This is a genomic window from Polaromonas jejuensis NBRC 106434 (genome assembly GCF_001598235.1).
GTDB lineage: Bacteria > Pseudomonadota > Gammaproteobacteria > Burkholderiales > Burkholderiaceae_C > Polaromonas > Polaromonas jejuensis.
The window spans coordinates 164958-187171 of sequence record NZ_BCYO01000006.1 but is presented as its reverse complement, the minus strand read 5'-3'; the positions used below and the strand labels follow the sequence as shown (position 1 = coordinate 187171).

The following is a 22214-nucleotide window of genomic DNA, read 5'->3' as shown; positions in this document are numbered from 1 at the left end:
GCCGCTTGTCCGGCGACCGTGCGGGGAACGAATCCGCCCAAACACCGTATCATTAGGGCATTCCCTCAGCCCTGCCGACCTACTCGTTGGCCTTTCCCACTTTAATGGCCAACATTTCTGCTTCATCGCTGGTTGAATTCAAGGATGTGACCTTTTCCTATCCGAACTCTGCGGGGGACCGCGTGATTCTCAACCGGGTCACGCTGTCGGTGCCCAGGGGCAAGGTCACGGCGCTCATGGGCGCTTCGGGTGGCGGCAAGACCACGGTGCTTCGCCTGATCGGCGGGCAACAAAAAGCCAGCAGTGGTGAAGTGTTGTTTGACGGGAAAAACGTTGGCAAGCTGGCACAGCCCGAGCTCTACGCGGCCCGGCGCCGCATGGGCATGCTGTTCCAGTTTGGAGCGCTGTTCACCGATTTGAGCGTGTTTGACAACGTGGCCTTTCCGCTGCGCGAACACACCTCCCTGAGCGACAGCCTGATCCGTGACATCGTGCTGATGAAGCTCAATGCCGTGGGGCTGCGCGGCGCGCGCGATCTCATGCCCGGCGAGGTTTCCGGCGGCATGGCCAGGCGCGTGGCGCTGGCGCGCGCCATCGTGCTGGACCCCGAACTCATCATGTACGACGAGCCGTTTGCCGGCCTGGACCCGATCTCTCTGGGCACCGCCGCGCAACTGATTCGCCAGCTCAACGACACGCTGGGCATCACCAGCATTGTGGTGTCGCATGATCTGGAGGAAACCTTCCGCATCGCCGACAAGGTCATCATTCTGGCCAACGGCGGCATTGCAGCGCAGGGCACGCCCGATGAGGTGCGCCACTCCAGCGATCCGCTGGTGCACCAGTTTGTCAACGCGCTCAGCGAAGGTCCCGTGAAATTCCATTATCCCGGGCCGGACGTCGCCGCTGATTTTGGCCGTGCTGACCGGGGCGCACGTTCATGAGCCGCTTCAGCCCCGTCCGCCTGCTCTCGAGTCTGGGTTTTGGCCTGCGCTGCCAGCTGGCCGATCTGGGCTATGCCGCCCTGCTGATGCGGCGCCTGCTGGCACTGTCGGGGCCGGCCCTGAAACGTTTCGGCCTGGTGCGCGACCAGATTTTTTTCCTCGGCAATTACTCGCTGGCCATCATCACGGTGTCCGGCCTGTTTGTCGGTTTTGTGCTGGGCCTTCAAGGCTATTACACCTTGCAGCGCTATGGCTCTTCAGAGGCGCTCGGCCTGCTGGTGGCGCTGAGCCTGGTCAGGGAACTGGGGCCGGTGGTGACGGCGCTGCTGTTTGCCGGCCGGGCCGGCACGGCGCTGACGGCCGAGATCGGTTTGATGAAAGCCGGCGAGCAGCTGTCCGCCATGGAAATGATGGCGGTCGATCCGGTGCGGCGAATTCTGGCGCCGCGGTTTTGGGGCGGCATCATCGCCATGCCGCTGCTGGCGGCGGTGTTCAGTGCGGTCGGCATCATCGGCGGCTGGGTGGTCGGCGTGGTGATGATTGGCGTCGACGCGGGTTCTTTCTGGAGCCAGATGCAGTCGGGCGTGGATGTCTGGCGCGATGTCGGCAACGGCATCGTCAAAAGCTTTGTCTTCGGTGTCACGGTGACCTTTGTGGCGCTGCACCAGGGCTTCGAGGCGCAGCCCACGCCGGAGGGCGTGTCGCGGGCGACCACCCGCTCCGTGGTCGTGGCTTCGCTGGCCGTGCTGGGGCTGGACTTTTTGATGACGGCGTGGATGTTCAGTCTTTAAGCTGGCCGCCTGCGTGTTGAATCCAGTCATGCGAAAATCACAACAGTTTGTAAGCGGCTCTTATTGGCCGCAAGGGCAGGCCTGTCGGCCGGCGTGAAGCCGCAAAAGGCGGACTCGTCGGGTCATCGAAAGAAAAAAATGCAACGCTCAAAGAATGATCTGTGGGTCGGTTTGTTTGTGCTGATAGGTGGCGTGGCCATCCTGTTTCTGGCGCTCAAATCGGCCAATCTGTTGACTCTGAATTTCGACACCTCTTACCGGGTCACCGCCAAGTTTGACAATATTGGCGGTCTGAAGCCGCGTGCCGCCGTCAAAAGTGCCGGCGTGGTGGTGGGCCGGGTTGAAAACATCACGTTTGATGACAAGGCCTACCAGGCCAGCGTTAATCTGGCGATGGACAGCCGCTATGCGTTTCCCAAGGACAGCTCGCTCAAGATACTGACCAGCGGCCTGCTGGGCGAGCAGTACATCGGCGTCGAGCCGGGCGGGGACGAGAAAAACCTCGCCGCCGGGGATGTGGTCAAGCAGACCCAGTCCGCCGTCGTGCTTGAAAATCTGATCAGCCAGTTTTTGTACAGCAAGGCGGCGGACAGCAGTTCCGGATCAGGGACCGCACCGTCAAAAGAATCTGCAGCCAAAGAATCCGCAGCAAAAGAATCCGCAGCAAAAAAATGACAACACGAACCACGATGAAACCACCGGTGTGCTGGGCTGCCGCAGCCCTGACATTGGCCCTGCTGCAGGGCTGCGCCACAGGCCCCGGCGCCAATCCGGCCGACCCTCTGGAACCCTTCAACCGGGCCATGTTCAGCTTCAACGAGGGCGTGGACCGCACCGTCCTCAAGCCGGTGGCGACAGCCTACAAGGACGTGACGCCGCAGTTGGTGCGCACAGGCGTCACCAACTTCTTCGGCAATATTTCGGATGTCTGGTCGATGGTCAACAATGTGCTGCAGCTCAAGGGGGAAGCGGCCATGGACAGTCTTTTTCGTGTCACCACCAACACGCTCTGGGGCTTGGGCGGCATTTTTGACGTGGCCAGCGACATGAACATCCCCAGGCACAGCGAAGATTTCGGTCTGACGCTGGGGCACTGGGGCGCGGCTTCTGGCCCTTATGTAGTGCTGCCCCTGCTGGGCCCCTCTTCGGTGCGCGATTCCGTGGGCACACTGGTGGATGCCAAGGGCAGTGTGCTGAATGCGGTTGACAACGTGCCTGTCCGCAATTCCCTGGTGGGCTTGCGTGCGGTGGACTCGCGGGCCAATTTGCTGGGGGCCGGCAATGTGCTGGACGAGGCCGCGCTCGATAAATACAGTTTCGTGCGGGACATCTACCTGCAGCGCCGCAGCAACCGGATCGGCCGCTCGGCCCCGGCGCCCGCCCCGGCCGAGGAGCGCTACGACCTGCCCGAAGCGGGCCCCGAAGGCGGTGCAACGGCTGCGCCTGTACCGCCCGCCAAGTAAGCGCCGCGGGCCAACAATATTTACAAGAGCGTCGCAAAACTTCACCGTCCGCCGCGAAAAAATTCAGCAAAATAACCCTCGAATCAACGGTATTGGCAGGCGGCAGGTGAATTATCCTGTCGCGCCATCCATCACCGCATGTTTCGCTCATTGAAGGAAAAAAACCATGAACCGTAGAACCCTTGGCCGCTTATTGACCGCTTCACTCAGCCTGGCCTTGCTGGCCTCGGCGCCTTTTGTTCGCGCCGCTGACGAAGCACCGGATGCCCTGATCAAGCGGGTCTCCGCAGAGGTGCTGGACAACATCAAGTCTGACAAGGCCGTGAAGGCCGGCGACGTGAGCAAGGTACTGGCGCTGGTCGACAGCCAGGTCATGCCGCATGTGAACTTCACGCGCATGACGGCTTCCGCCGTGGGCCGCAACTGGCGCCAGGCCACGCCCGATCAGAAAAAGCGCCTGCAGGATGAGTTCAAGACGCTGCTGGTCCGCACCTATTCGGGGGCGCTGGCGCAGGTCAGCGACCAGAAGGTCAGTGTCAAGCCCTTGCGCGCGGAGCCGGCCGACACCGAGGTGGTGGTGCGCACCGAGGTCCTGGGCCGTGGTGACCCGGTTCAGCTGGACTACCGCATGGAAAAAACGCCGAGCGGCTGGAAAATCTATGACCTCAACGTGCTGGGCATCTGGCTGGTGGAAACCTACCGCACCCAGTTCGCCCAGGAAATCAGTGCCAATGGCGTGGATGGCCTGATCGCGTCGCTCGCGCAGCGCAACAAGTCCAACGCGTCCGAGAAGAAGTCCTGAGCGGGCCGCTGGTGATGTTGGCGCTCCCTCCGGTTCTGACGCATGCGGCAGCCCCCGGCTTTGTTGATGGGCTGAAACAGCGGGTGCAGGCGCAGCCCGCCGAGGTGGTGGCGGATGCCGGCGCGCTGCAGACGTTTGACTCGTCCGCGCTGGCCGTCCTGCTCGAATGCCGGCGTGAAGCGCTGGCCGCCGGCAAGGCTTTCTCGGTGCAGGGCTTGCCCGCGCGCCTGCGCCAGCTGGCCAATCTCTACGGCGTGGCTGAGCTGATGCCGGCGACGGCCTGAGCCGGCTGCCGGCTTTTCAACGCGGGCATCCTGCGCCCGGCGGGGCCTTACACCGGCCCGGCGAATAAAAAAGGCGCCAGCCCTTAAAATGACGGGCTCATGCCAGCCATTTCATTCCAGTCCGTCTCCAAAACCTACCCCGCCATCCGAAACCAGACCGGTCCCGCCGTCCGGGCGCTGGACGATGTGAGCTTTGACATCCAGCCCGGCGAGTTTTTTGGCTTGCTCGGCCCCAATGGCGCGGGCAAGACCTCCCTCATCAGCATCCTGGCCGGCCTGTCGCGGGCCAGCAGCGGCAGTGTCAAGGTGCACGGCAGCGATGTGTTGACGGATTACGCCAATGCCAGGCGCAAGCTCGGCGTGGTGCCGCAGGAGCTGGTGTTTGACCCCTTTTTCACGGTGCGTGAGGCCCTGCGCATTCAGTCCGGCTATTTCGGCATCAAGCACAACGACGTGTGGATTGACGAGCTGCTGGCCAGTCTCGGGCTGGCCGACAAGGCCCATGCCAATATGCGCCAGCTCTCGGGCGGCATGAAGCGCCGCGTGCTGGTGGCGCAGGCGCTGGTGCACAAACCCCAGGTCATCGTGCTGGACGAGCCCACCGCCGGCGTCGATGTGGAGCTGCGCCAGACCTTGTGGCAGTTCGTTGCCAAACTCAACAAGCAGGGCAGCACCGTGCTGCTGACCACGCACTACCTTGAAGAGGCCGAAGCCCTGTGCAGCCGTATCGCCATGCTCAAGCAGGGCCGGGTGGTGGCGCTGGCGCAGACCTCGGAGTTGCTCAAGGCGGCTTCATCGAATGTGCTGCGCTTCAAAATTGACAGTGAACTGCCCAGTCACCTTGCGGACCAGGCCCGGATTACGGGCCGGATTGTGCAGTTTCCCGCGAACAACGCGCGTGAAGTCGAGCAATACCTGGCCGCCATTCGCGAGGCGGGGCTGGTGGCCGAAGACGTGGAAATCCGCAAGGCCGATCTGGAAGATGTGTTTCTTGATGTGATGGCTGAAAAAGCCGTCGAAGTCCCTGTGGAAATCAACCTGGCTGGAGTCGCCGCATGAACGGCTGGCAAACCCTCTTGTACAAGGAAGTGCTCCGTTTCTGGAAGGTCGCTTTCCAGACCGTTGGCGCTCCGATACTGACCGCCGTGCTGTACATGCTGATTTTCGGCCATGTGCTGCAGGGTAGCGTGCTGGTGTATGGCCAGGTGAGCTACACCGCTTTCCTGGTGCCCGGGCTGGTGATGATGAGCGTGCTGCAAAACGCCTTTGCCAACAGCTCCTCGTCGCTGATCCAGAGCAAGATCATGGGCAGCCTGGTGTTTGTGCTGCTCACGCCGCTGTCGCACTGGCACTGGTTTTTTGCCTACGTGGGCTCTTCCATTGCGCGCGGCCTGCTGGTCGGGGTGGGCGTGTTTGCCGTCACCGTATTTTTTGGCCAGCCCGGCTTTGTGGCGCCGCTGTGGATTGCGGTATTTGCGATTCTGGGCGCGGCCATGCTGGGCGCCCTGGGTGTCATTGCCGGCCTGTGGTCTGAAAAATTCGACCAGATGGCGGCCTTCCAGAATTTTGTCATCATGCCCATGACCTTTTTGAGCGGCGTGTTTTATTCGATTCATTCGCTGCCGCCTTTCTGGCAAAAGGTCAGCCACCTGAACCCGTTTTTCTACATGATTGACGGCTTCCGCTACGGATTTTTTGGCGTCAGCGATGTCTCGCCCTGGCTGAGCCTGGGCATTGTGCTGACGGCCCTGCTTGTCGTCAGTGCGGTGGCCGTCAACATGCTGCGCACCGGCTACAAAATAAGACATTGACCGGAACAACGAAAACATGACCAGCGAAGAACTTCAAGCCATCATTGCGCAAGGCCTGCCCTGCGAACACATCGAGCTGTCCGGCGACGGCCGGCACTGGTATGCCACCATCGTCTCCAGCGTGTTTGAGGGCCAGCGCCTGATCCAGCGCCACCAGCGGGTCTATGCCACGCTGGGTGGCCGCCTGCAGACCGACGAGGTGCATGCGCTGTCCATGAAAACCTACACGCCCGCCGAGTGGGCGGCCAACAACGCGCAATAACATCGCCCCAAAAAACATGGACAAACTACTCATCAAGGGCGGCAATTCGCTGGCCGGCACGGTCGAAATTTCGGGTGCCAAGAATGCCGCGCTGCCCGAGCTGTGCGCGGCGCTGCTGACCGCAGACAGCGTGACGCTGGAGAACGTGCCCGCCCTGCAGGACGTGGCCACCATGCTCAAGCTGATTCGCAACATGGGCGTGCAGGCGGAGCGCAGCCAGGCGCGGCCCAGCACCGTCACCCTCAATGCGGGTGCCTTGAGCTCCCCCGAGGCCCCCTACGAGCTGGTGAAAACCATGCGCGCCTCGGTGCTGGCCCTGGGCCCGCTGTTGGCGCGCTTCGGCGAGGCCACGGTGTCGCTGCCCGGTGGTTGCGCGATTGGTTCGCGGCCGGTGGACCAGCACATCAAGGGCATGCAGGCCATGGGGGCCGAGATTGTGGTTGAGCATGGCTACATGATTGCCAGGTTGCCGGCCGGCCAGAAACGCCTCAAGGGCGCCAGCATCACCACCGACATGGTCACGGTGACCGGCACCGAGAATTTCCTGATGGCCGCCACCCTGGCCGAGGGCGAAACCATTCTCGAAAACGCGGCGCAGGAGCCCGAAATCGGCGATCTGGCCGAAATGCTCATCAAGATGGGGGCCAGGATTGAGGGCCACGGCACGCGCCGCATCCGTATCCAGGGCGTGGAGCGCCTGCACGGCTGCACCCACCAGGTGGTGGCTGACCGGATAGAGGCCGGCACTTTTTTGTGCGCCGTCGCCGCCACCGGTGGCGATGTGGTGCTAAAGGCTGGCCGCGCCGATCACCTCGACGCTGTCATCGACAAGCTGCGTGAGGCCGGTGCCGTCATCACGGCGGGCGACGGCTTTATCCGCATCCAGGCCAGTGGCCGCATGAAGGCCCAGTCCTTCCGCACCACCGAATACCCGGGTTTCCCGACCGACATGCAGGCCCAGTTCATGGCGCTCAATGCCATCGCGCAAGGCGCCAGCGCGGTGACCGAGACGATTTTTGAAAACCGTTTCATGCATGTCAACGAGATGGTGCGCCTGGGGGCCAAGATCCAGATCGAGGGCAAGGTCGCCGTCATGGAAGGGGTTGAAAAGCTCTCCGGCGCCACGGTGATGGCCACCGATCTGCGCGCCTCCGCCAGCCTGGTGATTGCCGGCCTGGTCGCCCAGGGTGAAACCATGGTGGACCGCATTTACCACCTGGACCGCGGCTACGACCAGATGGAAGCCAAGCTGCGCGGCATTGGCGCCGACATAGAAAGAGTGAGGTCGTGAGCCCCCACGCTCCCCACTTCGTGTGGTTCGCTGCCCCCCGAGGGGGCCGCCCGCCTGCAGTCCGGCAAAGCCGGCCCTGCGGCTTGAACTTGGCAAGACGGGGCGTTGCTGTCGCCCATCGGCTTGTCTGCGTCCCTTTTCTTTGAAAGCATCACCGTGATCACGCTCGCACTATCCAAAGGCCGCATCTTCGACGACATCCTGCCGCTGCTGAAAACAGCCGGCATCGAGGTGCTCGACGATCCCGAAAAATCACGCAAGCTGATTCTGGGCACCAACCAGCCCGATGTGCGCGTGGTGCTGGTGCGTGCCACCGACGTGCCCACCTATGTGCAATATGGCGGTGCCGATCTGGGGGTGGTGGGCAAGGACACGCTGCTCGAATCCAGCAGCCAGGGCCTGTACCAGCCGCTGGATTTGCAAATCGCCAAATGCCGCATCAGCGTGGCGGTGCGCGAGGGCTTTGACTACGCGGCAGCCGTCAAGCAGGGCTCGCGTCTCAAGGTGGCCACCAAATACGTGGCGATTGCGCGCGACTTTTTTGCCTCCAAGGGCGTGCACGTCGACCTGATCAAGCTCTACGGCAGCATGGAGCTGGCGCCGCTGACCGGCCTGGCAGACGCCATCGTCGATCTGGTGTCGACCGGCAGCACGCTCAAGGCCAACCATCTGGTCGAAGTCGAGCGCATTATGGACATCAGCTCGCAGCTGGTGGTGAACCAGACGGCACTCAAGCTCAAGCAGGCGCCGATTCGCAAGATCATCGATGCCTTTGCCCTGGCCGTTGAAAACCAGTCCGTCCGCTGAATGCTATGAATATGCTAGCTACTCCCGCCCGCCTGTCAACGGCTGATGATGATTTTGATGCCCAATTCAAGGCGCGTCTGCATTGGTCGGCCGACACCGATGCCGCGATCGAGCAGCGCGTCGCCGACATCCTGGCCGACGTGCAGCAGCGCGGCGATGCGGCGGTGCTGGACTACACAGCGCGGTTTGATGGCCTGGGTGCCGCGGCGATGGCCGAGCTGGAGCTCACGCAGGCCGAGCTCAAAGCCGCTTTCGATGGACTTTCCGCGGTTCAGCGGGACGCCCTGCAGGCCGCCGCCCGGCGCGTGCGCAGCTACCACGAGGCGCAGAAAAAGGCCAGCGGCGAAAGCTGGAGCTACCGCGACGAAGACGGCACCCTGCTGGGCCAGAAGGTCACGCCGCTGGACCGCGTCGGCATTTATGTGCCCGGCGGCAAGGCGGCCTATCCCTCGTCGGTGCTGATGAACGCGATTCCCGCCCATGTGGCCGGCGTCGGCGAAATCATCATGGTGGTGCCGACCCCCAAGGGCGAAAAGAACGCCCTGGTGCTGGCCGCCGCCTATGTGGCCGGCGTGACGCGCGCCTTCACCATCGGCGGCGCGCAGGCCGTGGCGGCACTGGCCTATGGCACGCAGACCGTGCCCAAGGTCGACAAGATCACCGGCCCCGGCAACGCCTATGTGGCCAGCGCCAAGAAGCGCGTGTTTGGCACCGTGGGCATAGATATGATTGCCGGGCCTTCCGAGATTCTGGTGCTGGCCGATGGCACGACACCGGCCGACTGGGTCGCCATGGACCTGTTCAGCCAGGCCGAGCATGACGAGCTGGCGCAAAGCATTTTGCTGTGCCCCGACGCCGCCTACATCGACCAGGTGCAGGCCGCCATCAACCGACTGCTGCCGCAAATGCCGCGCGCCGAGATCATTGCCAAGAGCCTCACGGGCCGCGGCGCCTTGATCCACACGCGCAGCATGGAAGAAGCCTGCGCCATCAGCAACCGCATTGCGCCCGAGCATCTGGAGGTCTCCAGCAACGCGCCGCACCGCTGGGAGCCGCTGCTCAAGCATGCAGGCGCCATCTTTCTGGGGGCCTACACCAGTGAATCGCTGGGCGACTACTGCGCCGGCCCGAATCATGTGCTGCCCACCAGCGGCACGGCGCGTTTTTCCAGCCCGCTGGGGGTGTATGACTTCCAGAAGCGCTCCAGCCTGATCGAGGTCAGCGAGCAGGGCGCCCAGGTACTGGGCAAGATCGCCGCCGAACTGGCGTATGGCGAAGGCCTGCAGGCCCATGCGCGCGCCGCCGAGATGCGCTTGCAGACCGTCCCCGAAATGAGAATGAGCCCATGACCGCGCCTGATTCCACACTGCCCCCTCAACTCAAGAAACTGATTCGCCAGGACATCCAGTCCATGCACGCCTACGCCGTTCAGGACTCGGCCGGCATGGTCAAGCTCGACGCGATGGAAAACCCGCACCGCCTGCCGGCCGCCTTGCAGGCCGAGCTGGGGCAGCGGCTGGGCGCGGTCGCGCTCAACCGCTACCCGGATGGCCGCGTCAACGACTTGCGCCGTGCGCTGGCGGACTATGCGCAAATGCCCGAGGGCTTTGACCTCATGCTGGGCAATGGCTCGGACGAACTGATCTCGCTGCTCGCCATGGCCTGCGATGTGGCCGGTGGTTCCATTCTGGCGCCGCTGCCCGGTTTTGTGATGTACGGCATGAGCGCGCAGCTGCAGGGCCTGAAATTCATCGGTGTGCCGCTGACGCCCGACTTCGAGCTCGACGAAGCCGCCATGCTGGCCGCTATTGCCCAGCACCAGCCTTCCATCATCTACCTGGCCTACCCGAACAATCCCACGGCCAATCTGTGGGACGACGCGGTGATCGAAAAAATCATCAACGCAGCGCCGGGCCTGGTGGTGCTGGACGAGGCCTACCAGCCGTTTTCCAGCAAGAGCTACATCGACCGCATCGCCGGGCATGGTCATGTGCTGCTGATGCGCACCCTGAGCAAGTTCGGCCTGGCCGGCGTGCGCCTCGGCTACATGATGGGCCCGAAAGCCCTGATTGCCGAGATCGACAAGGTGCGCCCGCCCTACAACATCAGCGTGCTCAACTACGAGTGCGCCCTGTTTGCGCTGGAACACCGGGACGTGTTTGCCGCGCAGGCGCAGGAGCTGGTCGCGCAGCGCGCCGTCCTGCTGGATGCGCTGGGGGCCACGAAGGGCGTCAAGACCTGGAAAAGCGATGCCAACATGATCCTGGTGCGGGTGCCGGATGCGGCCAAAACCTTTGAAGGCATGCGGGCGCGCAAGGTGCTGGTCAAAAACGTTTCTAAAATGCATCCATTGCTGGCCAATTGTTTGCGCCTGACGGTTGGCACCGCGGAGGAAAATTCGCAAATGCTGGCGGCGCTTGAAGAATCCCTATGACGACCTCCACCTCTGCTTCCACCACCGCCCCGCGCATCGCGGAAGTCTCGCGCAACACGGCCGAGACCAAAATCACCGTCAGGGTCAACCTGGACGGCACGGGCCAGGCCAAGCTGTCCACCGGCATCGGTTTTTTTGACCACATGCTGGACCAGATTGCCCGCCATGGCCTGATCGACCTCGATATTCACGCCGAGGGTGACCTGCACATTGACGGCCACCACACTGTGGAAGACGTCGGCATCACGCTGGGGCAGGCCGTGGCCAAGGCCGTGGGCGACAAAAAAGGCCTGCGCCGCTATGGCCACGCCTATGTGCCGCTCGACGAAGCGCTGTCCCGCGTGGTGGTTGATTTTTCGGGCCGTCCCGGCCTGCAGATGCACGTGCCCTTCAAGAGCGGCATGATAGGCACCTTTGACAGCCAGCTCGCCTTCGAATTCTTCCAGGGCTTTGTGAACCATGCGTTTGTGACACTGCACATCGATAACCTCAAGGGCGAAAACGCACACCACCAGGCCGAGACCGTGTTCAAGGCTTTTGCCCGCGCCCTGCGCATGGCGCTGGAAATCGATCCGCGCGCCGCCGGCGTGATCCCTTCGACCAAGGGCTCGCTGTAGGCATCATGGCCACGGTCCGGACAAAATCCATCATGTTTTTGGCCTGCAGCCCTTGTATGATGGGCGGAATTTGCTACCGAAATGGTAGCAAATGGCGCGCCCTGGGCTCTTTTCCCTTTTCTTTCCCCTTCTGACCTTCTGAATGTCTAATTTGAAAACGGTGGCGGTGGTCGATTACGGTTCGGGCAATCTGCGCTCGGTCTCGCAGGCCGTCCAGCATGTGGCGCAGGGCAGCGGCTACGAGGTCGTGGTCACCTCGCGCGCGCAGGATGTGCTTAACGCCGAGCGCGTGGTGCTGCCCGGCCAGGGCGCCATGCCCGACTGCATGCGGGCGCTGGCCGAATCCGGCCTGCAGGCGGCGGTGCTGCACGCCGCTGCCAACAAGCCGCTGTTTGGCGTCTGCGTGGGCATGCAGATGCTGCTGGACCAAAGCCATGAAGGCCTGGCCGGTGCGATCACGCCCGGCCTGGGCCTGATTCCCGGCGAGGTCGTCAAGTTTGATCTGGCCGGGAAAATCCAGCCCGACGGCAGCCGCTACAAGGTGCCGCAAATGGGCTGGAACCAGGTTTACCAGTCGCAGGCATCCGGTTCGGCGCACCCGGTGTGGGCCGGCGTGCCCGACGGCGCGTATTTTTACTTCGTCCACAGCTTTTATGCCCGTCCGTCGGATGCGCGCCACATTGCGGGCGAAGCGGACTACGGTGCGCGCTTTACGGCGGCGATTGCACGCGATAATATTTTCGCGACCCAGTTCCACCCCGAGAAAAGTGCCGATCACGGACTGGCCCTGTACCGCAATTTCCTGCACTGGAAACCCTGATTCGAGCACACTGGGCAAATCAGCGCAGCGTCTTTGTCAACCCCGTTACCTGTTCCCTTTTAACCGCAACATGCTACTCATCCCCGCTATTGACCTGAAAGACGGTCACTGCGTTCGCCTGAAACAGGGCGACATGGACCAATCCACCATCTTCAGCGAAGACCCGGCCGCCATGGCGCGCAGCTGGGTCGACAAGGGCGCGCGCCGCCTGCACCTGGTGGACCTGAACGGTGCCTTTGCGGGCAAGCCCAAAAACGAGGCCGCCATCAAGCAGATCCTGGCCGAAGTCGGCAGCGAAATCGATGTGCAGCTGGGCGGCGGCATCCGCGACCTGGACACCATCGAGCGCTACCTCGATGCCGGCCTGCGCTACGTCATCATCGGCACCGCCGCCGTGAAAAACCCCGGCTTTCTGCAGGACGCCTGCACCGCCTTTGGCGGCCACATCATCGTCGGGCTCGATGCCAAGGATGGCAAGGTGGCGACCGACGGCTGGAGCAAGCTGACCGGCCACGAAGTCGTGGACCTGGGCAAGAAATTCCAGGATTACGGCGTCGAGTCCATCATCTATACCGACATCGGCCGCGACGGCATGCTCAGCGGCATCAACATTGAAGCCACCGTCAGGCTGGCGCAGGCGCTGACCATTCCCGTGATTGCCTCGGGCGGCCTGTCCAATATGGCGGATATTGAAGCCCTCTGCGCGGTCGAAGACGAGGGCGTCGAAGGCGTGATTTGCGGCCGCTCGATTTACAGCGGCGACCTGGATTTTGCTCTTGCTCAAGCCAAAGCCGACGAACTCAACGGATAAGACCGGCAAGTCTGTTCCACAGTGGACGGTCGTTTTCACGATTGCTTCCTGTCTGAGTGCGATCCTCGGGTACGTCGCGATTGAATATGGCTTTGCGGCACTGCCGCAATTCTTGTTGGTCTCCGTTGGGGCAATCGTGGTTGTTCCGCTGATAGTGCTATTTTTTGGGTCCTGAACCATGCTCGCCAAACGCATCATCCCCTGCCTCGACGTCACCGGCGGCCGCGTCGTCAAAGGCGTCAACTTCACCCAGCTGCGCGATGCCGGCGACCCGGTGGAAATCGCCGCGCGCTACAACGAGCAGGGCGCCGACGAACTCACCTTTCTGGACATCACTGCCACCAGCGACGGGCGCGACCTGATCCTGCCCATCATCGAAGCCGTGGCCTCGCAGGTGTTCATTCCCCTGACGGTGGGTGGCGGTGTGCGCACGGTGGAAGACGTGCGCCGCCTGCTCAATGCCGGCGCCGACAAAACCAGTTTCAACTCGGCCGCGCTGGCCAACCCGCAGGTGATAGCAGACGCCTCGACCAAATACGGCGCGCAGTGCATCGTGGTGGCCATCGATGCCAAGCGCCGCACTGAAGAAGACGAGAAACGCCTGACGCCCGAGGGCGTACCCGTCGGCCCGGGCTGGGATGTCTACAGCCATGGCGGCCGCAAGAACACTGGCCTGGATGCCGTGGCCTGGGCCAGCGAGATGGCGCGGCGCGGCGCCGGCGAGATTTTGCTGACCAGCATGGACCGCGACGGCACCAAGGCCGGCTTTGACCTGGCGCTGACCCGCGCCGTGAGCGATGCCGTCAGTGTGCCGGTGATTGCCTCGGGCGGCGTCGGCAACCTCGACCACCTGGCCGACGGCGTGCAAAAAGGCGGCGCCGATGCGGTGCTGGCGGCCAGCATCTTTCACTACGGCGAGTACACCGTCGGGCAGGCCAAGCGCCACATGGCCGAACGCGGCATCCCGGTTCGCCTCTGATTCCAGGGTTTTCAAGCCTTTCAGGCCTCCAGCCCCCGCCAGCCGGGCGCAGGAAGCTATTGAATTGATAGTAAATGGCGCCCGTTTCAGGGCTTGCCGGGGCGTCGCACAGCGCCTTGCCACAATCGCGGACAATACCAGATATGAATTGGTTAGACGAAGTCAGCTGGGATGACAAGGGCCTGGTCCCGGTCATTGCCCAGGAAGCCGCCAGCGGCGATGTGCTCATGTTCGCCTGGATGAACCGCGAGGCCTTGCAAAAGACCGCCGAGCTGGGCCAGGCGGTGTATTTCAGCCGCTCGCGCGGGCGTTTGTGGCACAAGGGCGAGGAGTCCGGCCACCTGCAAACCGTGCATGAAATCCGGCTCGACTGCGATAACGACGTGATCCTGCTCAAGGTCACGCAGCTTGGCCACGAGCCCGGCATTGCCTGCCACACTGGCCGCCACAGCTGCTTTTTCAGCCTCTACAAGGACGGCCAGTGGGTCGTCACCGAGCCGGTCTTGAAAGACCCCGGCAGCATCTACAAATAGCCTTCGCACCCACCATGTCCTCCAACGATACCCTCGAGCGCCTGGCGCAAATCATCGAAAGCCGCAAGGCGGCTCACGGCGGCGATCCGGACAAAAGCTATGTGGCGCGCCTTTTGCACAAGGGCCCCGACGCCTTCCTGAAGAAAATCGGCGAGGAAGCCACCGAAGCCGTGATGGCCGCCAAGGACATCGACCATTGCGGCGCCACGCCCGAGTTGAAGGGCAAGCTGGTCGGCGAGTTCGCGGATCTGTGGTTTCACAGCCTGGTGGCCATGGCGCACTACGGCGTGACGCCGGCCGAGGTGATGGCCGAGCTGGAGCGCCGCGAGGGCACCAGCGGCCTGGAAGAAAAGGCCTTGCGCAAGGCGCAGCACCGCGAAGCGGCTGAAAAGTCCTGAGCGGGGGCGCTGATTTCCCTGTGGCCGTTCCTGTCGAAAGGAGTCTGAACCGTGGAAACCGATCTGGCTGAATTCGAGCCCAAAACCGCCAACGACCGCAGCGTCATGCATTTGCTGTACGGCCTGCACACGCTGGCCTGGTTCAGTGGCGGCGTGTTTGCGGTGATCGCGCTCATCATCAACTACCTGCGGCGTGCCGATGAAACCAACGCGCTGTACATCGACCACCACAATTACATGATTGCCACCTTCTGGTGGACGCTGCTGTGGCTGGTCGTGCTGTCGCCTTTGTGGTTGCTGTTTATTTTTCCGGGCGCGATCGCCTACGGCATCGTCTGGCTCTGGTACCTGTACCGCTGCATCCGGGGCTGGATGCGCTTTAGCGACAACCGGCTGACCTGAGCCGGGCCTTCTTCATCATCAATGACCGAATCCGGACGACCGCATGAGCCACCCAGACCCTAGCCACGCAGACCACTGTATTTTTTGCAAAATCGCCGCCGGCACCATTCCCAGCCGCAAGGTGTACGAGGACGACGAACTGCTCGCCTTCCATGACATCCATCCCTGGGCGCCGGTGCATTTCCTGATCATTCCCAAGGTGCATATCCCGTCGATGGCGCAGGTAGGGCCCGAGCATGCGGCAATGCTGGGGCGCATGCTGGTGCTGGCCCCCGAGCTGGCGATGGCGCAGGGCTGCAACCCTTACCCGGAAGGCGGTTTCCGCATCATGACCAATACCGGTACCGAGGGCGGCCAGGAGGTGCGACACCTGCATTTCCATGTCATTGGTGGCCCGCGGCCCTGGTTGAAAGGCTAGTGACGCTTCGCGGGACGGCTCGGGGAACCCTGGGGGCCGGCAAAGACACTAACTACCCGCAGGGTCAATGGGTGTAATCGGCGGCCTCGGCTGCGGGGCCCTTAGAATCAATACAGTTGCGTGCAAACCGGCAAAACCTGCCATTACAGATTAGGAGCAAAACATGGGTGGACTTTCCATTTGGCACTGGTTGATCGTGCTGTTGATCGTGGTGATGGTGTTCGGCACCAAAAAACTCAAGAACATCGGCAGCGACCTCGGCGGTGCGGTCAAGGGCTTCAAGGACGGCATGAAGGAAGGCGGCCAGGCGGCTGCCGACGAGGCGGCCGCCCCTGCTGGCCAGGTCACCAATGCCCAGAAGGCAGACAAGACCACCATTGACGTCGAAGCCAAGCAAAAGTCTTGAAGCAATGCTGCCCCCACGCTTGTGGCTACGCCGCTCTTCGAGAACGCTTCGCGTGCCTTCGGCGGTACGCTGCCCCTTTCACTGGAAGAAGGGGCTAATTTCCCTTGGGGCGGCCCGGCGGGAAATTGCATGCCTGCGCTTGTCGCACGGCTCTGTGGCCTGATGTTCCATGATTGATCTCGGCATTTCCAAAATGGCGCTGATAGGCGCCGTGGCGCTGATCGTCATCGGCCCGGAAAAGCTGCCGCGCGTGGCCCGTACCGTGGGCACCTTGCTGGGCAAGGCGCAGCGCTATGTCAATGACGTCAAGCAGGAAGTCAACCGCTCCATGGAGCTCGACGAGCTCAAGAAAATGAAAGAGACCGTCGAAAGCGCCGCGCGCGACGTCGAAAGCTCGATCCAGACCAGCGCCAGCGATTTTGAAAAATCATGGGCTGAAACCACAGGCACGGCGTCCAGCGGCGAGTTGCCCGGTTTTGAAGTCTTTCCCGAATACAAACATCCGAAAAAGAAGTGGCGGCTTAAAACAGGCGCAACGCCGCAGTGGTACAAGGCCCGTTCGGGCGTGCGTACCAGGGCCCAGTCGGGCGCTGCCCGCGTGGCGCGCTTTCGCCCCAAACCGGGCCACAATGCCTGACGGTTCCTCCTGACTCTCCTGTTGCGCGCACGCCGGCGCACTTCACCCAGCGCAAACTTCTTTCATGAGCGACTCCAACACCGACAAGCCCGACGAACTCGCGGGCACCGAACAGCCCTTTGTGCAGCACCTGATGGAGCTGCGGGACCGGATGATCAAGGCGGTGATTGCCATCGGTATCGCGGCGGCCATCCTGGCGCTGTATCCCGGCCCGGGCGCGCTCTACGACCTGCTGGCCGCGCCGCTGGTCGCCGCACTGCCCAAGGGCGCCACGCTGATTGCCACCAACGTCGTCTCGCCGTTTGTCGTGCCCATCAAGATTCTCTTCATGGCGGCCTTCATGATTGCGCTGCCGGTGGTGCTCTACCAGGTCTGGGCCTTTGTGGCGCCGGGCCTGTATTCGCACGAGAAAAGACTGGTCATGCCGCTGGTGATTTCCAGCACCTTGCTGTTTTTTCTGGGCGTGGTGTTTTGCTACTACTTCGTGTTTGGCCAGGTCTTCAAGTTCATCCAGAGCTTTGCGCCCAAGTCCATCACCGCCGCGCCGGACATCGAGGAATACCTCAATTTCGTGCTCGGCATGTTTCTGGCTTTCGGCCTGGCCTTCGAGGTGCCGATTGCAGTGATTTTGCTGGTGCGCATGGGCGTGCTCAGCATCGCCCAGCTGCGCCAGTACCGCGGCTACTTCTGGGTGGTTGCCGCGATTGGCACCGCACTGGTCACGCCGCCCGACGCGGGCTCCATGCTCATGCTGTTGGCCGTGGTGGGCGGGCTTTATGAAATCGGCATTCTCGCGGCGCAGGTGTTCGTCAAGCACACCAAGGCGCCCGACGCCGACAGCGACACCGAAGCCGCCAAGCCTTGAAGGGCCGGGGCCTCCGGCTTCGTTGATCCTGGCCGGTTTGCGGCCATAACGCCTGAAACAAGCCTTAAATCGGCCTCCAGCCCAATTGAGGCGGGCGCATCCAGCTATTAAATTGCTAGCAATTCATGCCGGGTCGCGGGGATGGCTTCAGCGCTGCACCTTGGGCCGCTGGCGTTTGCCGGGCGTCACGGCAATCTCGCTCTGGCTGTCGCCGCGGTGCACCGTCAGGGGGGCGGGCGTGCCGGGCTTGAGGGCGGCCACCGCGCTCAGCAGCTGGCTCACATTGCCGACGGGTTTGCCCTTGACGGCCGTGATCACATCACCGGGCTGTATGCCGGCCTGTGCGGCCGGGCCGTTTTGCAGCACGCCGGTGATGATCACGCCGCCCGTCTTGGCGGCGCCGGGCTTGAGGTTGAAAGTCTCGGCCAACTCGGGATTCAGGTCTTGCGGCTCTACGCCTATCCAGCCGCGCGTTACCTGGCCGTCCTTCACGATGCTTTCCAGCACCTGCTTGGCCGTGGACACGGGAATGGCAAAACCTATGCCCATGGAGCCGCCAGAGCGCGAGTAAATCGCGGTGTTGATGCCCATCAGGTGGCCGTTCACATCGACCAGCGCGCCGCCCGAATTGCCGGGATTGATGGCGGCATCGGTCTGGATGAAGTTCTCGAAGGTGTTGATGCCCAGCTGGTTGCGCCCCAGCGCGCTGACGATGCCGCCGGTCACGGTCTGGCCCACGCCGAAGGGGTTGCCGATGGCCAGCACCGGGTCGCCCACCTGCAGCGCGTCGGAGTCGCCCAGCACGATGGCGGGCAGCTTGTCCAGGTCGATTTTCAGGATCGCCAGGTCGGTGTCGGGGTCGGTGCCTATGACCTGGGCCTTGGCCTTGCGCGTGTCGTTGAGGATGACCTCAATCTCGTCGGCGCCCTCGACCACATGGTTGTTGGTCAGGATGTAGCCGCTGGGGCTGATGATGACGCCGCTGCCGAGGCCGCCCTGCGGCTCGTCGGCGCCCTGGTCGCCGAAGAAAAACTTGAACCATGGGTCGTCGGCGTGCGGGTTTTTGGCGGCGGCCTTGCTGGTGTTGATGCTGACCACGGCGGCCGAGGCAACTTTGGCTGCCGAGCTGAAACTGCCGACTGCGCCGGTGCTGCGCTGCAGGCTGCTGGCCGGGGCCTCGATCACGGACACGCCACCCAGCGAACTGCCCCTGTCCAGCCACTGCGGCTTGAGCGTGGCCACCACAAAATAGGCCGCCAGCAAAACGGTGACGGTCTGGGAAAACAGGAGCCAGGTACGCTTCATGGGTAAAAGGGGTCAACAGGGAAGGTCAAAGGGCAGGGTGTTGCGGCTGGGCCGGTGGCGCGCGCTGCATCAGCCGTATTGTCCCCCAAGCAGGAAGCCGCGTGGTGGTGGAAACGGCCGGACAGGCGCGGTAGGGTGCGACCTGCGGGGTTTTGGGCAGCTTCAAAACGAATCTAGGGGGAAACCCTTAAAATCATGCCTGGCTGTGCAAGCCGAGCTGTTCCTCGCGGCCGTCACCATTTCCGACTTCCGCCCGCCCAGCGCCAGGATCCCGGCGCGCCTGAACGGCCTCTGGCGGCAGGCAGTACCCCCGCTGGCCCCTACCCGCACGGCTCCCTTCAAATCCCGCAAACTGCATCGGGAAGCTTGAACCCCATTGCCGGGGGCGCCACGGCTGCGCCTTCTCGTTTCCTGACCCGCCACGACTTGTCCTACGCCATTTTTGGTGGTCTCACCCCCATCATCATCACGACCTGGCTGCAAAAGGATGTGATGGCCCCGGCCCACTATGTGGGCGGGCTGGCGATCCTGGGCTTTGTGCTGGGCCTGCTGCCGCTGGCCAGCGGCGACTACGTGGCGCGCAAGGGCAAGTAAAACCGGCCTGACCGGCTGCGCCCGGGCCTGAGACAATCAGCGCATGAACACCCCTAGACAGGCCCACCGACAAGATGTGCTGCAGGCCTTTGATGCGCTGCTGCAGCCCGCGCGCTTCAAGGACTACGGCCCCAACGGCCTGCAGGTCGAGGGGCGGGCGCAGATTCGCAAGATCGTCTCCGGCGTCACGGCCAGCCGCGCGCTGATCGAGGCGGCGATTGAGGCGCAGGCTGACGCGATTTTTGTGCACCACGGCCTGTTCTGGCGCGGCCAGGACGGCTGCGTCACCGGCTGGATGAAGCAGCGTCTGGCGCTGCTGCTGGGCCACGACATCAACCTCTATGCCTACCATTTGCCGCTGGATGCGCACCCGCAGCTGGGCAACAACGCACAACTGGGACTGCAGCTGGGCCTGACGGCGACGGCGCGTTTCGGCGAGCAGGACTTGGGCTTTCTCGGCGGCAAAACCGATGGCGGCAGCTTCAATACGGCCGAAGCACTCGCTGAAACCATAAAAAATGCATTAAAAAGGCCCGTGGTCACCGTGGGGAGCGCGCAGTCGGCTATTAAAAAGATAGCGTGGTGCACAGGTGGCGCGCAAGGTTATTTCGAAGCGGCGATCGCCGCCGGGGCCGATGCCTTCATCACCGGCGAAATTTCCGAACCGCAAGCCCATTACGCCCGCGAGATGGGTGTGCCCTTTTTTGCCTGTGGTCACCATGCGTCCGAGCGTTACGGCGCGCCGGCGGTGGCGGCGCATGTGGCCGCACAATTGGGCCTGACGCACCAGTTCATCGACATTGACAACCCGGCATGAGCGCCGCGCCGGACCGCTCCAAGCAAGCTCGCACCGCAGTGCGGAGCACGAAGGCATTGAAATGAACCGCGCCGGGCCGCCCCAAGCAAGCTCGCACCGCAGTGCGAAGCACGAAGGTACTCCAATGAACAAATCCTTGCTCATCACCATGGGCGATCCGGCCGGCATAGGCCCTGAAATCATCGCCAGGGCTTTCCGTGATTCACCGGCAGAACTGCAGGGCTGTGTGGTGGTCGGCGATGTCGCGACCATGCGGCGCGCCGCTGCGCTGATGGCCGCACCGCTGGCCCTGGCGGTCGCGCAGCTTGAGTCCTTGTCCGATGGGTTTTCGGCGCCTCCGCGCTGCATCCCGGTGCTACAAAAATGTGAGCTGACTGCACTTGTTTCTTTTGGGCTGGTGAGCGCTTTGGCCGGAAAAGCGGCCGCCGACTGCATTGTCTGGGCGGCCCGCAGCGTGCTCGCGGGCGAGGCGGCCGGCATGGTGACGGCGCCGATTCACAAGGAGGCGCTGGCCGCGGCTGGCGGCTGGGTGGCGGCTTTTCCGGGCCATACCGAAATGCTGCAGGCCGAGGCCGCCGCCTTCCTGGGCAAATCCGTGCAAGACGTTCCGGTGCGCATGATGCTGGCCAATGACGAACTCAAGACCGTGCTGGTGAGCATCCACATGTCGCTGCGCCGCGCCATCGAGGCCGTGACCTTTGACAACGTGCTGCAAACCCTGCGCATCACGCACCGCGCCGTCGGTGCCAGCTTGGGCCGGCCGCCGCGCATCGCCGTGGCCGGTCTGAACCCGCATGCGGGCGAGGGCGGGCTGTTTGGCGACGAAGAGCAAACCATCATCGCCCCGGCCATCGCGGCCGCCCGGGCCGAGGGCCTGGATGCGCGCGGCCCGTTTGCCCCCGACACGGTCTTCATGCGGGCGCGCCACGCGGCGGACAAGCCCGGCGAATTTGATGTGGTGGTGGCGATGTACCACGACCAGGGGCTGATTCCGGTCAAGTACCTGGGCGTGGCGCAGGGCGTCAACGTGACGCTGGGCCTGCCGCTGGTGCGCACCAGCCCTGACCACGGCACGGCGTTCGACATTGCCGGCACCGGGCGCGCCGACGCATCGAGCCTGCTCGCCGCCATCCGCATGGCGCGCCAGCTCGCTGTACCGCTCAAAAATCAATAAAAAAGGTGCCAGTCCAGTCAGGACGGGCACCATTAGCTATTTAATAGATAGCATTGAAGGTGTGCGTCGGGCTCGACGCGCGCGAAGAAGGATTACTTTTTGAGGCTGTCGCGGATCTCGCGCAGCAACACGATGTCTTCCGCCGGCGCGGCCGGGGCGGCCGGGGCGGCGGGTGGGGCTTCCTTCTTGAGGCGGTTCATCTGCTTGACCATCATGAAGATGATGAACGCCAGGATGACGAAGTTCAGCGCCACCGTGATGAAGTTGCCGTAGGCGAACACGGCGCCGGCCTTTTTGGCCTCGGCCAGCGGCAAGCCGGCGGCCTGTCCGGCCAGCGCAACGTAATAGCTGGAGAAATCGAGCCCGCCAAAAATCTTGCTGACCAGCGGCATGATCAGGTCGCCGACGACCGAGTCGACGATCTTGCCGAAGGCGCCGCCTATGATCACACCGACGGCCAAGTCCATCACATTGCCCTTGACGGCAAACTCCCTGAATTCCTGCATCATTCCCATGAAGCGCTCCTGTTGTTGCTGTTGTGACATAGCC

29 protein-coding genes are annotated in these 22214 nt (G+C 63.1%); 27 read left to right on the top strand and 2 right to left on the bottom strand.

Annotated features, from left to right (window positions below; all coding sequences use genetic code 11):
- Nucleotides 1-104: 104 nt before the first annotated feature.
- From PJE01S_RS09905 to tatC, 24 genes are all read left to right on the top strand, one after another.
- A complete protein-coding gene (locus PJE01S_RS09905) occupies nucleotides 105-944 on the top strand; it encodes an ABC transporter ATP-binding protein (protein ID WP_068833274.1) in 840 nt (279 codons plus the stop codon).
- Nucleotides 941-1735, top strand: coding sequence for a lipid asymmetry maintenance ABC transporter permease subunit MlaE (gene mlaE, locus PJE01S_RS09900; RefSeq protein ID WP_068833272.1), 795 nt, complete (start codon nucleotides 941-943; stop codon nucleotides 1733-1735). Before PJE01S_RS09905 ends, mlaE begins: the two co-directional genes overlap by 4 nt.
- A gap of 138 nt (nucleotides 1736-1873) precedes the next feature.
- A complete protein-coding gene (gene mlaD, locus PJE01S_RS09895) occupies nucleotides 1874-2410 on the top strand; it encodes an outer membrane lipid asymmetry maintenance protein MlaD (protein WP_068833270.1) in 537 nt (178 codons plus the stop codon).
- The gene (locus PJE01S_RS09890) at nucleotides 2407-3198 is read left to right on the top strand and encodes an MlaA family lipoprotein (RefSeq protein WP_068833269.1); all 792 of its coding nucleotides are present in this window, start codon (nucleotides 2407-2409) and stop codon (nucleotides 3196-3198) included. Before mlaD ends, PJE01S_RS09890 begins: the two co-directional genes overlap by 4 nt.
- 166 nt (nucleotides 3199-3364) lie before the next feature.
- Nucleotides 3365-4000 (top strand): MlaC/ttg2D family ABC transporter substrate-binding protein, encoded by a 636-nt coding sequence (locus tag PJE01S_RS09885; protein ID WP_068833267.1) that lies wholly within the window; start codon nucleotides 3365-3367, stop codon nucleotides 3998-4000.
- 14 nt (nucleotides 4001-4014) lie between these two features.
- Nucleotides 4015-4284: an STAS domain-containing protein gene (locus PJE01S_RS09880; protein ID WP_068833266.1), complete on the top strand. Its 270-nt coding sequence runs from the start codon at nucleotides 4015-4017 to the stop codon at nucleotides 4282-4284.
- A 99-nt stretch (nucleotides 4285-4383) separates the two neighbouring features.
- Nucleotides 4384-5343: an ABC transporter ATP-binding protein gene (locus tag PJE01S_RS09875; protein ID WP_068833264.1), complete on the top strand. Its 960-nt coding sequence runs from the start codon at nucleotides 4384-4386 to the stop codon at nucleotides 5341-5343.
- Entirely contained in the window at nucleotides 5340-6095 is a 756-nt protein-coding gene (locus tag PJE01S_RS09870; RefSeq protein WP_068833262.1) for an ABC transporter permease, read from the top strand. Before PJE01S_RS09875 ends, PJE01S_RS09870 begins: the two co-directional genes overlap by 4 nt.
- Nucleotides 6096-6111: 16 nt before the next feature.
- Nucleotides 6112-6357 carry a BolA family protein gene (locus PJE01S_RS09865; protein ID WP_068833261.1) on the top strand — a complete coding sequence of 82 codons (246 nt, stop codon included), beginning with the start codon at nucleotides 6112-6114 and terminating at the stop codon, nucleotides 6355-6357.
- Nucleotides 6358-6373: 16 nt separating this feature from the next.
- Nucleotides 6374-7648: a UDP-N-acetylglucosamine 1-carboxyvinyltransferase gene (gene murA / locus PJE01S_RS09860; RefSeq protein ID WP_068833259.1), complete on the top strand. Its 1275-nt coding sequence runs from the start codon at nucleotides 6374-6376 to the stop codon at nucleotides 7646-7648.
- 156 nt (nucleotides 7649-7804) lie between these two features.
- Nucleotides 7805-8455 (top strand): ATP phosphoribosyltransferase, encoded by a 651-nt coding sequence (gene hisG / locus PJE01S_RS09855; protein WP_068833437.1) that lies wholly within the window; start codon nucleotides 7805-7807, stop codon nucleotides 8453-8455.
- Nucleotides 8456-8460: 5 nt separating this feature from the next.
- Nucleotides 8461-9804, top strand: a complete 1344-nt coding sequence (hisD, locus tag PJE01S_RS09850; protein ID WP_068833257.1) for a histidinol dehydrogenase — start codon at nucleotides 8461-8463, stop codon at nucleotides 9802-9804.
- Nucleotides 9801-10889: a histidinol-phosphate transaminase gene (gene hisC, locus PJE01S_RS09845; RefSeq protein WP_068833255.1), complete on the top strand. Its 1089-nt coding sequence runs from the start codon at nucleotides 9801-9803 to the stop codon at nucleotides 10887-10889. Before hisD ends, hisC begins: the two co-directional genes overlap by 4 nt.
- Nucleotides 10886-11506 carry an imidazoleglycerol-phosphate dehydratase HisB gene (gene hisB / locus PJE01S_RS09840; protein ID WP_068833253.1) on the top strand — a complete coding sequence of 207 codons (621 nt, stop codon included), beginning with the start codon at nucleotides 10886-10888 and terminating at the stop codon, nucleotides 11504-11506. The genes hisC and hisB overlap by 4 nt, the downstream gene beginning before the upstream one ends.
- A gap of 142 nt (nucleotides 11507-11648) precedes the next feature.
- Nucleotides 11649-12326, top strand: coding sequence for an imidazole glycerol phosphate synthase subunit HisH (gene hisH / locus PJE01S_RS09835; protein WP_068833251.1), 678 nt, complete (start codon nucleotides 11649-11651; stop codon nucleotides 12324-12326).
- 70 nt (nucleotides 12327-12396) lie between these two features.
- Nucleotides 12397-13137: a 1-(5-phosphoribosyl)-5-[(5-phosphoribosylamino)methylideneamino]imidazole-4-carboxamide isomerase gene (gene hisA / locus PJE01S_RS09830; RefSeq protein ID WP_068833249.1), complete on the top strand. Its 741-nt coding sequence runs from the start codon at nucleotides 12397-12399 to the stop codon at nucleotides 13135-13137.
- Between the two features lie 178 nt (nucleotides 13138-13315).
- A complete protein-coding gene (gene hisF / locus PJE01S_RS09825) occupies nucleotides 13316-14116 on the top strand; it encodes an imidazole glycerol phosphate synthase subunit HisF (protein WP_068833247.1) in 801 nt (266 codons plus the stop codon).
- Between the two features lie 143 nt (nucleotides 14117-14259).
- Nucleotides 14260-14649, top strand: a complete 390-nt coding sequence (gene hisI / locus PJE01S_RS09820; protein WP_068833245.1) for a phosphoribosyl-AMP cyclohydrolase — start codon at nucleotides 14260-14262, stop codon at nucleotides 14647-14649.
- Between the two features lie 14 nt (nucleotides 14650-14663).
- The gene (locus tag PJE01S_RS09815; protein ID WP_068833243.1) at nucleotides 14664-15047 is read left to right on the top strand and encodes a phosphoribosyl-ATP diphosphatase; all 384 of its coding nucleotides are present in this window, start codon (nucleotides 14664-14666) and stop codon (nucleotides 15045-15047) included.
- A gap of 51 nt (nucleotides 15048-15098) precedes the next feature.
- A complete protein-coding gene (locus tag PJE01S_RS09810; protein WP_068833241.1) occupies nucleotides 15099-15449 on the top strand; it encodes a DUF4870 family protein in 351 nt (116 codons plus the stop codon).
- A gap of 43 nt (nucleotides 15450-15492) precedes the next feature.
- Nucleotides 15493-15867, top strand: coding sequence for a histidine triad nucleotide-binding protein (locus PJE01S_RS09805; RefSeq protein WP_068833240.1), 375 nt, complete (start codon nucleotides 15493-15495; stop codon nucleotides 15865-15867).
- A 163-nt stretch (nucleotides 15868-16030) separates the two neighbouring features.
- Nucleotides 16031-16273, top strand: coding sequence for a Sec-independent protein translocase subunit TatA (tatA, locus tag PJE01S_RS09800; protein WP_068833238.1), 243 nt, complete (start codon nucleotides 16031-16033; stop codon nucleotides 16271-16273).
- Nucleotides 16274-16442: 169 nt separating this feature from the next.
- Nucleotides 16443-16910, top strand: a complete 468-nt coding sequence (gene tatB, locus PJE01S_RS09795) for a Sec-independent protein translocase protein TatB (protein ID WP_068833236.1) — start codon at nucleotides 16443-16445, stop codon at nucleotides 16908-16910.
- A gap of 64 nt (nucleotides 16911-16974) precedes the next feature.
- A complete protein-coding gene (gene tatC / locus PJE01S_RS09790) occupies nucleotides 16975-17775 on the top strand; it encodes a twin-arginine translocase subunit TatC (RefSeq protein ID WP_068833234.1) in 801 nt (266 codons plus the stop codon).
- 147 nt (nucleotides 17776-17922) lie between these two features.
- Here tatC and PJE01S_RS09785 read toward each other — a convergent pair whose 3' ends face one another.
- Nucleotides 17923-19080, bottom strand: coding sequence for a S1C family serine protease (locus PJE01S_RS09785; protein ID WP_068833232.1), 1158 nt, complete (start codon nucleotides 19078-19080; stop codon nucleotides 17923-17925).
- 366 nt (nucleotides 19081-19446) lie between these two features.
- Here PJE01S_RS09785 and PJE01S_RS09780 point away from each other — a divergent pair, with 366 nt between their 5' ends.
- The 3 genes from PJE01S_RS09780 (at nucleotide 19447) to pdxA (ending at nucleotide 21665) form a co-directional block, all read left to right on the top strand.
- On the top strand, nucleotides 19447-19674 hold the full coding sequence (locus PJE01S_RS09780; protein ID WP_068833230.1) for a hypothetical protein: 228 nt from the start codon (nucleotides 19447-19449) through the stop codon (nucleotides 19672-19674).
- 43 nt (nucleotides 19675-19717) lie between these two features.
- Nucleotides 19718-20491, top strand: a complete 774-nt coding sequence (locus PJE01S_RS09775) for a Nif3-like dinuclear metal center hexameric protein (protein WP_068833228.1) — start codon at nucleotides 19718-19720, stop codon at nucleotides 20489-20491.
- Between the two features lie 124 nt (nucleotides 20492-20615).
- Nucleotides 20616-21665, top strand: coding sequence for a 4-hydroxythreonine-4-phosphate dehydrogenase PdxA (gene pdxA / locus PJE01S_RS09770; protein WP_068833226.1), 1050 nt, complete (start codon nucleotides 20616-20618; stop codon nucleotides 21663-21665).
- A gap of 92 nt (nucleotides 21666-21757) precedes the next feature.
- On the opposite strand, the gene mscL is transcribed toward pdxA, so the two are convergent.
- On the bottom strand, nucleotides 21758-22180 hold the full coding sequence (gene mscL / locus PJE01S_RS09765; protein ID WP_068833225.1) for a large conductance mechanosensitive channel protein MscL: 423 nt from the start codon (nucleotides 22178-22180) through the stop codon (nucleotides 21758-21760).
- Nucleotides 22181-22214 lie beyond the last annotated feature (34 nt).

What these genes read in the sequence shown, in the direction of transcription:
- PJE01S_RS09905 (WP_068833274.1), top strand. Translation starts at nt 105, where the DNA reads ATGGCCAACATTTCTGCTTCATCGCTGGTTGAATTCAAGGATGTGACC.
- mlaE (WP_068833272.1), top strand. Translation starts at nt 941, where the DNA reads ATGAGCCGCTTCAGCCCCGTCCGCCTGCTCTCGAGTCTGGGTTTTGGC.
- mlaD (WP_068833270.1), top strand. Translation starts at nt 1,874, where the DNA reads ATGCAACGCTCAAAGAATGATCTGTGGGTCGGTTTGTTTGTGCTGATA.
- PJE01S_RS09890 (WP_068833269.1), top strand. Translation starts at nt 2,407, where the DNA reads ATGACAACACGAACCACGATGAAACCACCGGTGTGCTGGGCTGCCGCA.
- PJE01S_RS09885 (WP_068833267.1), top strand. Translation starts at nt 3,365, where the DNA reads ATGAACCGTAGAACCCTTGGCCGCTTATTGACCGCTTCACTCAGCCTG.
- PJE01S_RS09880 (WP_068833266.1), top strand. Translation starts at nt 4,015, where the DNA reads ATGTTGGCGCTCCCTCCGGTTCTGACGCATGCGGCAGCCCCCGGCTTT.
- PJE01S_RS09875 (WP_068833264.1), top strand. Translation starts at nt 4,384, where the DNA reads ATGCCAGCCATTTCATTCCAGTCCGTCTCCAAAACCTACCCCGCCATC.
- PJE01S_RS09870 (WP_068833262.1), top strand. Translation starts at nt 5,340, where the DNA reads ATGAACGGCTGGCAAACCCTCTTGTACAAGGAAGTGCTCCGTTTCTGG.
- PJE01S_RS09865 (WP_068833261.1), top strand. Translation starts at nt 6,112, where the DNA reads ATGACCAGCGAAGAACTTCAAGCCATCATTGCGCAAGGCCTGCCCTGC.
- murA (WP_068833259.1), top strand. Translation starts at nt 6,374, where the DNA reads ATGGACAAACTACTCATCAAGGGCGGCAATTCGCTGGCCGGCACGGTC.
- hisD (WP_068833257.1), top strand. Translation starts at nt 8,461, where the DNA reads ATGAATATGCTAGCTACTCCCGCCCGCCTGTCAACGGCTGATGATGAT.
- hisC (WP_068833255.1), top strand. Translation starts at nt 9,801, where the DNA reads ATGACCGCGCCTGATTCCACACTGCCCCCTCAACTCAAGAAACTGATT.
- hisB (WP_068833253.1), top strand. Translation starts at nt 10,886, where the DNA reads ATGACGACCTCCACCTCTGCTTCCACCACCGCCCCGCGCATCGCGGAA.
- hisH (WP_068833251.1), top strand. Translation starts at nt 11,649, where the DNA reads ATGTCTAATTTGAAAACGGTGGCGGTGGTCGATTACGGTTCGGGCAAT.
- hisA (WP_068833249.1), top strand. Translation starts at nt 12,397, where the DNA reads ATGCTACTCATCCCCGCTATTGACCTGAAAGACGGTCACTGCGTTCGC.
- hisF (WP_068833247.1), top strand. Translation starts at nt 13,316, where the DNA reads ATGCTCGCCAAACGCATCATCCCCTGCCTCGACGTCACCGGCGGCCGC.
- hisI (WP_068833245.1), top strand. Translation starts at nt 14,260, where the DNA reads ATGAATTGGTTAGACGAAGTCAGCTGGGATGACAAGGGCCTGGTCCCG.
- PJE01S_RS09815 (WP_068833243.1), top strand. Translation starts at nt 14,664, where the DNA reads ATGTCCTCCAACGATACCCTCGAGCGCCTGGCGCAAATCATCGAAAGC.
- PJE01S_RS09805 (WP_068833240.1), top strand. Translation starts at nt 15,493, where the DNA reads ATGAGCCACCCAGACCCTAGCCACGCAGACCACTGTATTTTTTGCAAA.
- tatA (WP_068833238.1), top strand. Translation starts at nt 16,031, where the DNA reads ATGGGTGGACTTTCCATTTGGCACTGGTTGATCGTGCTGTTGATCGTG.
- tatB (WP_068833236.1), top strand. Translation starts at nt 16,443, where the DNA reads ATGATTGATCTCGGCATTTCCAAAATGGCGCTGATAGGCGCCGTGGCG.
- tatC (WP_068833234.1), top strand. Translation starts at nt 16,975, where the DNA reads ATGAGCGACTCCAACACCGACAAGCCCGACGAACTCGCGGGCACCGAA.
- PJE01S_RS09785 (WP_068833232.1), bottom strand. Translation starts at nt 19,080, where the DNA reads ATGAAGCGTACCTGGCTCCTGTTTTCCCAGACCGTCACCGTTTTGCTG.
- PJE01S_RS09775 (WP_068833228.1), top strand. Translation starts at nt 19,718, where the DNA reads ATGAACACCCCTAGACAGGCCCACCGACAAGATGTGCTGCAGGCCTTT.
- pdxA (WP_068833226.1), top strand. Translation starts at nt 20,616, where the DNA reads ATGAACAAATCCTTGCTCATCACCATGGGCGATCCGGCCGGCATAGGC.
- mscL (WP_068833225.1), bottom strand. Translation starts at nt 22,180, where the DNA reads ATGGGAATGATGCAGGAATTCAGGGAGTTTGCCGTCAAGGGCAATGTG.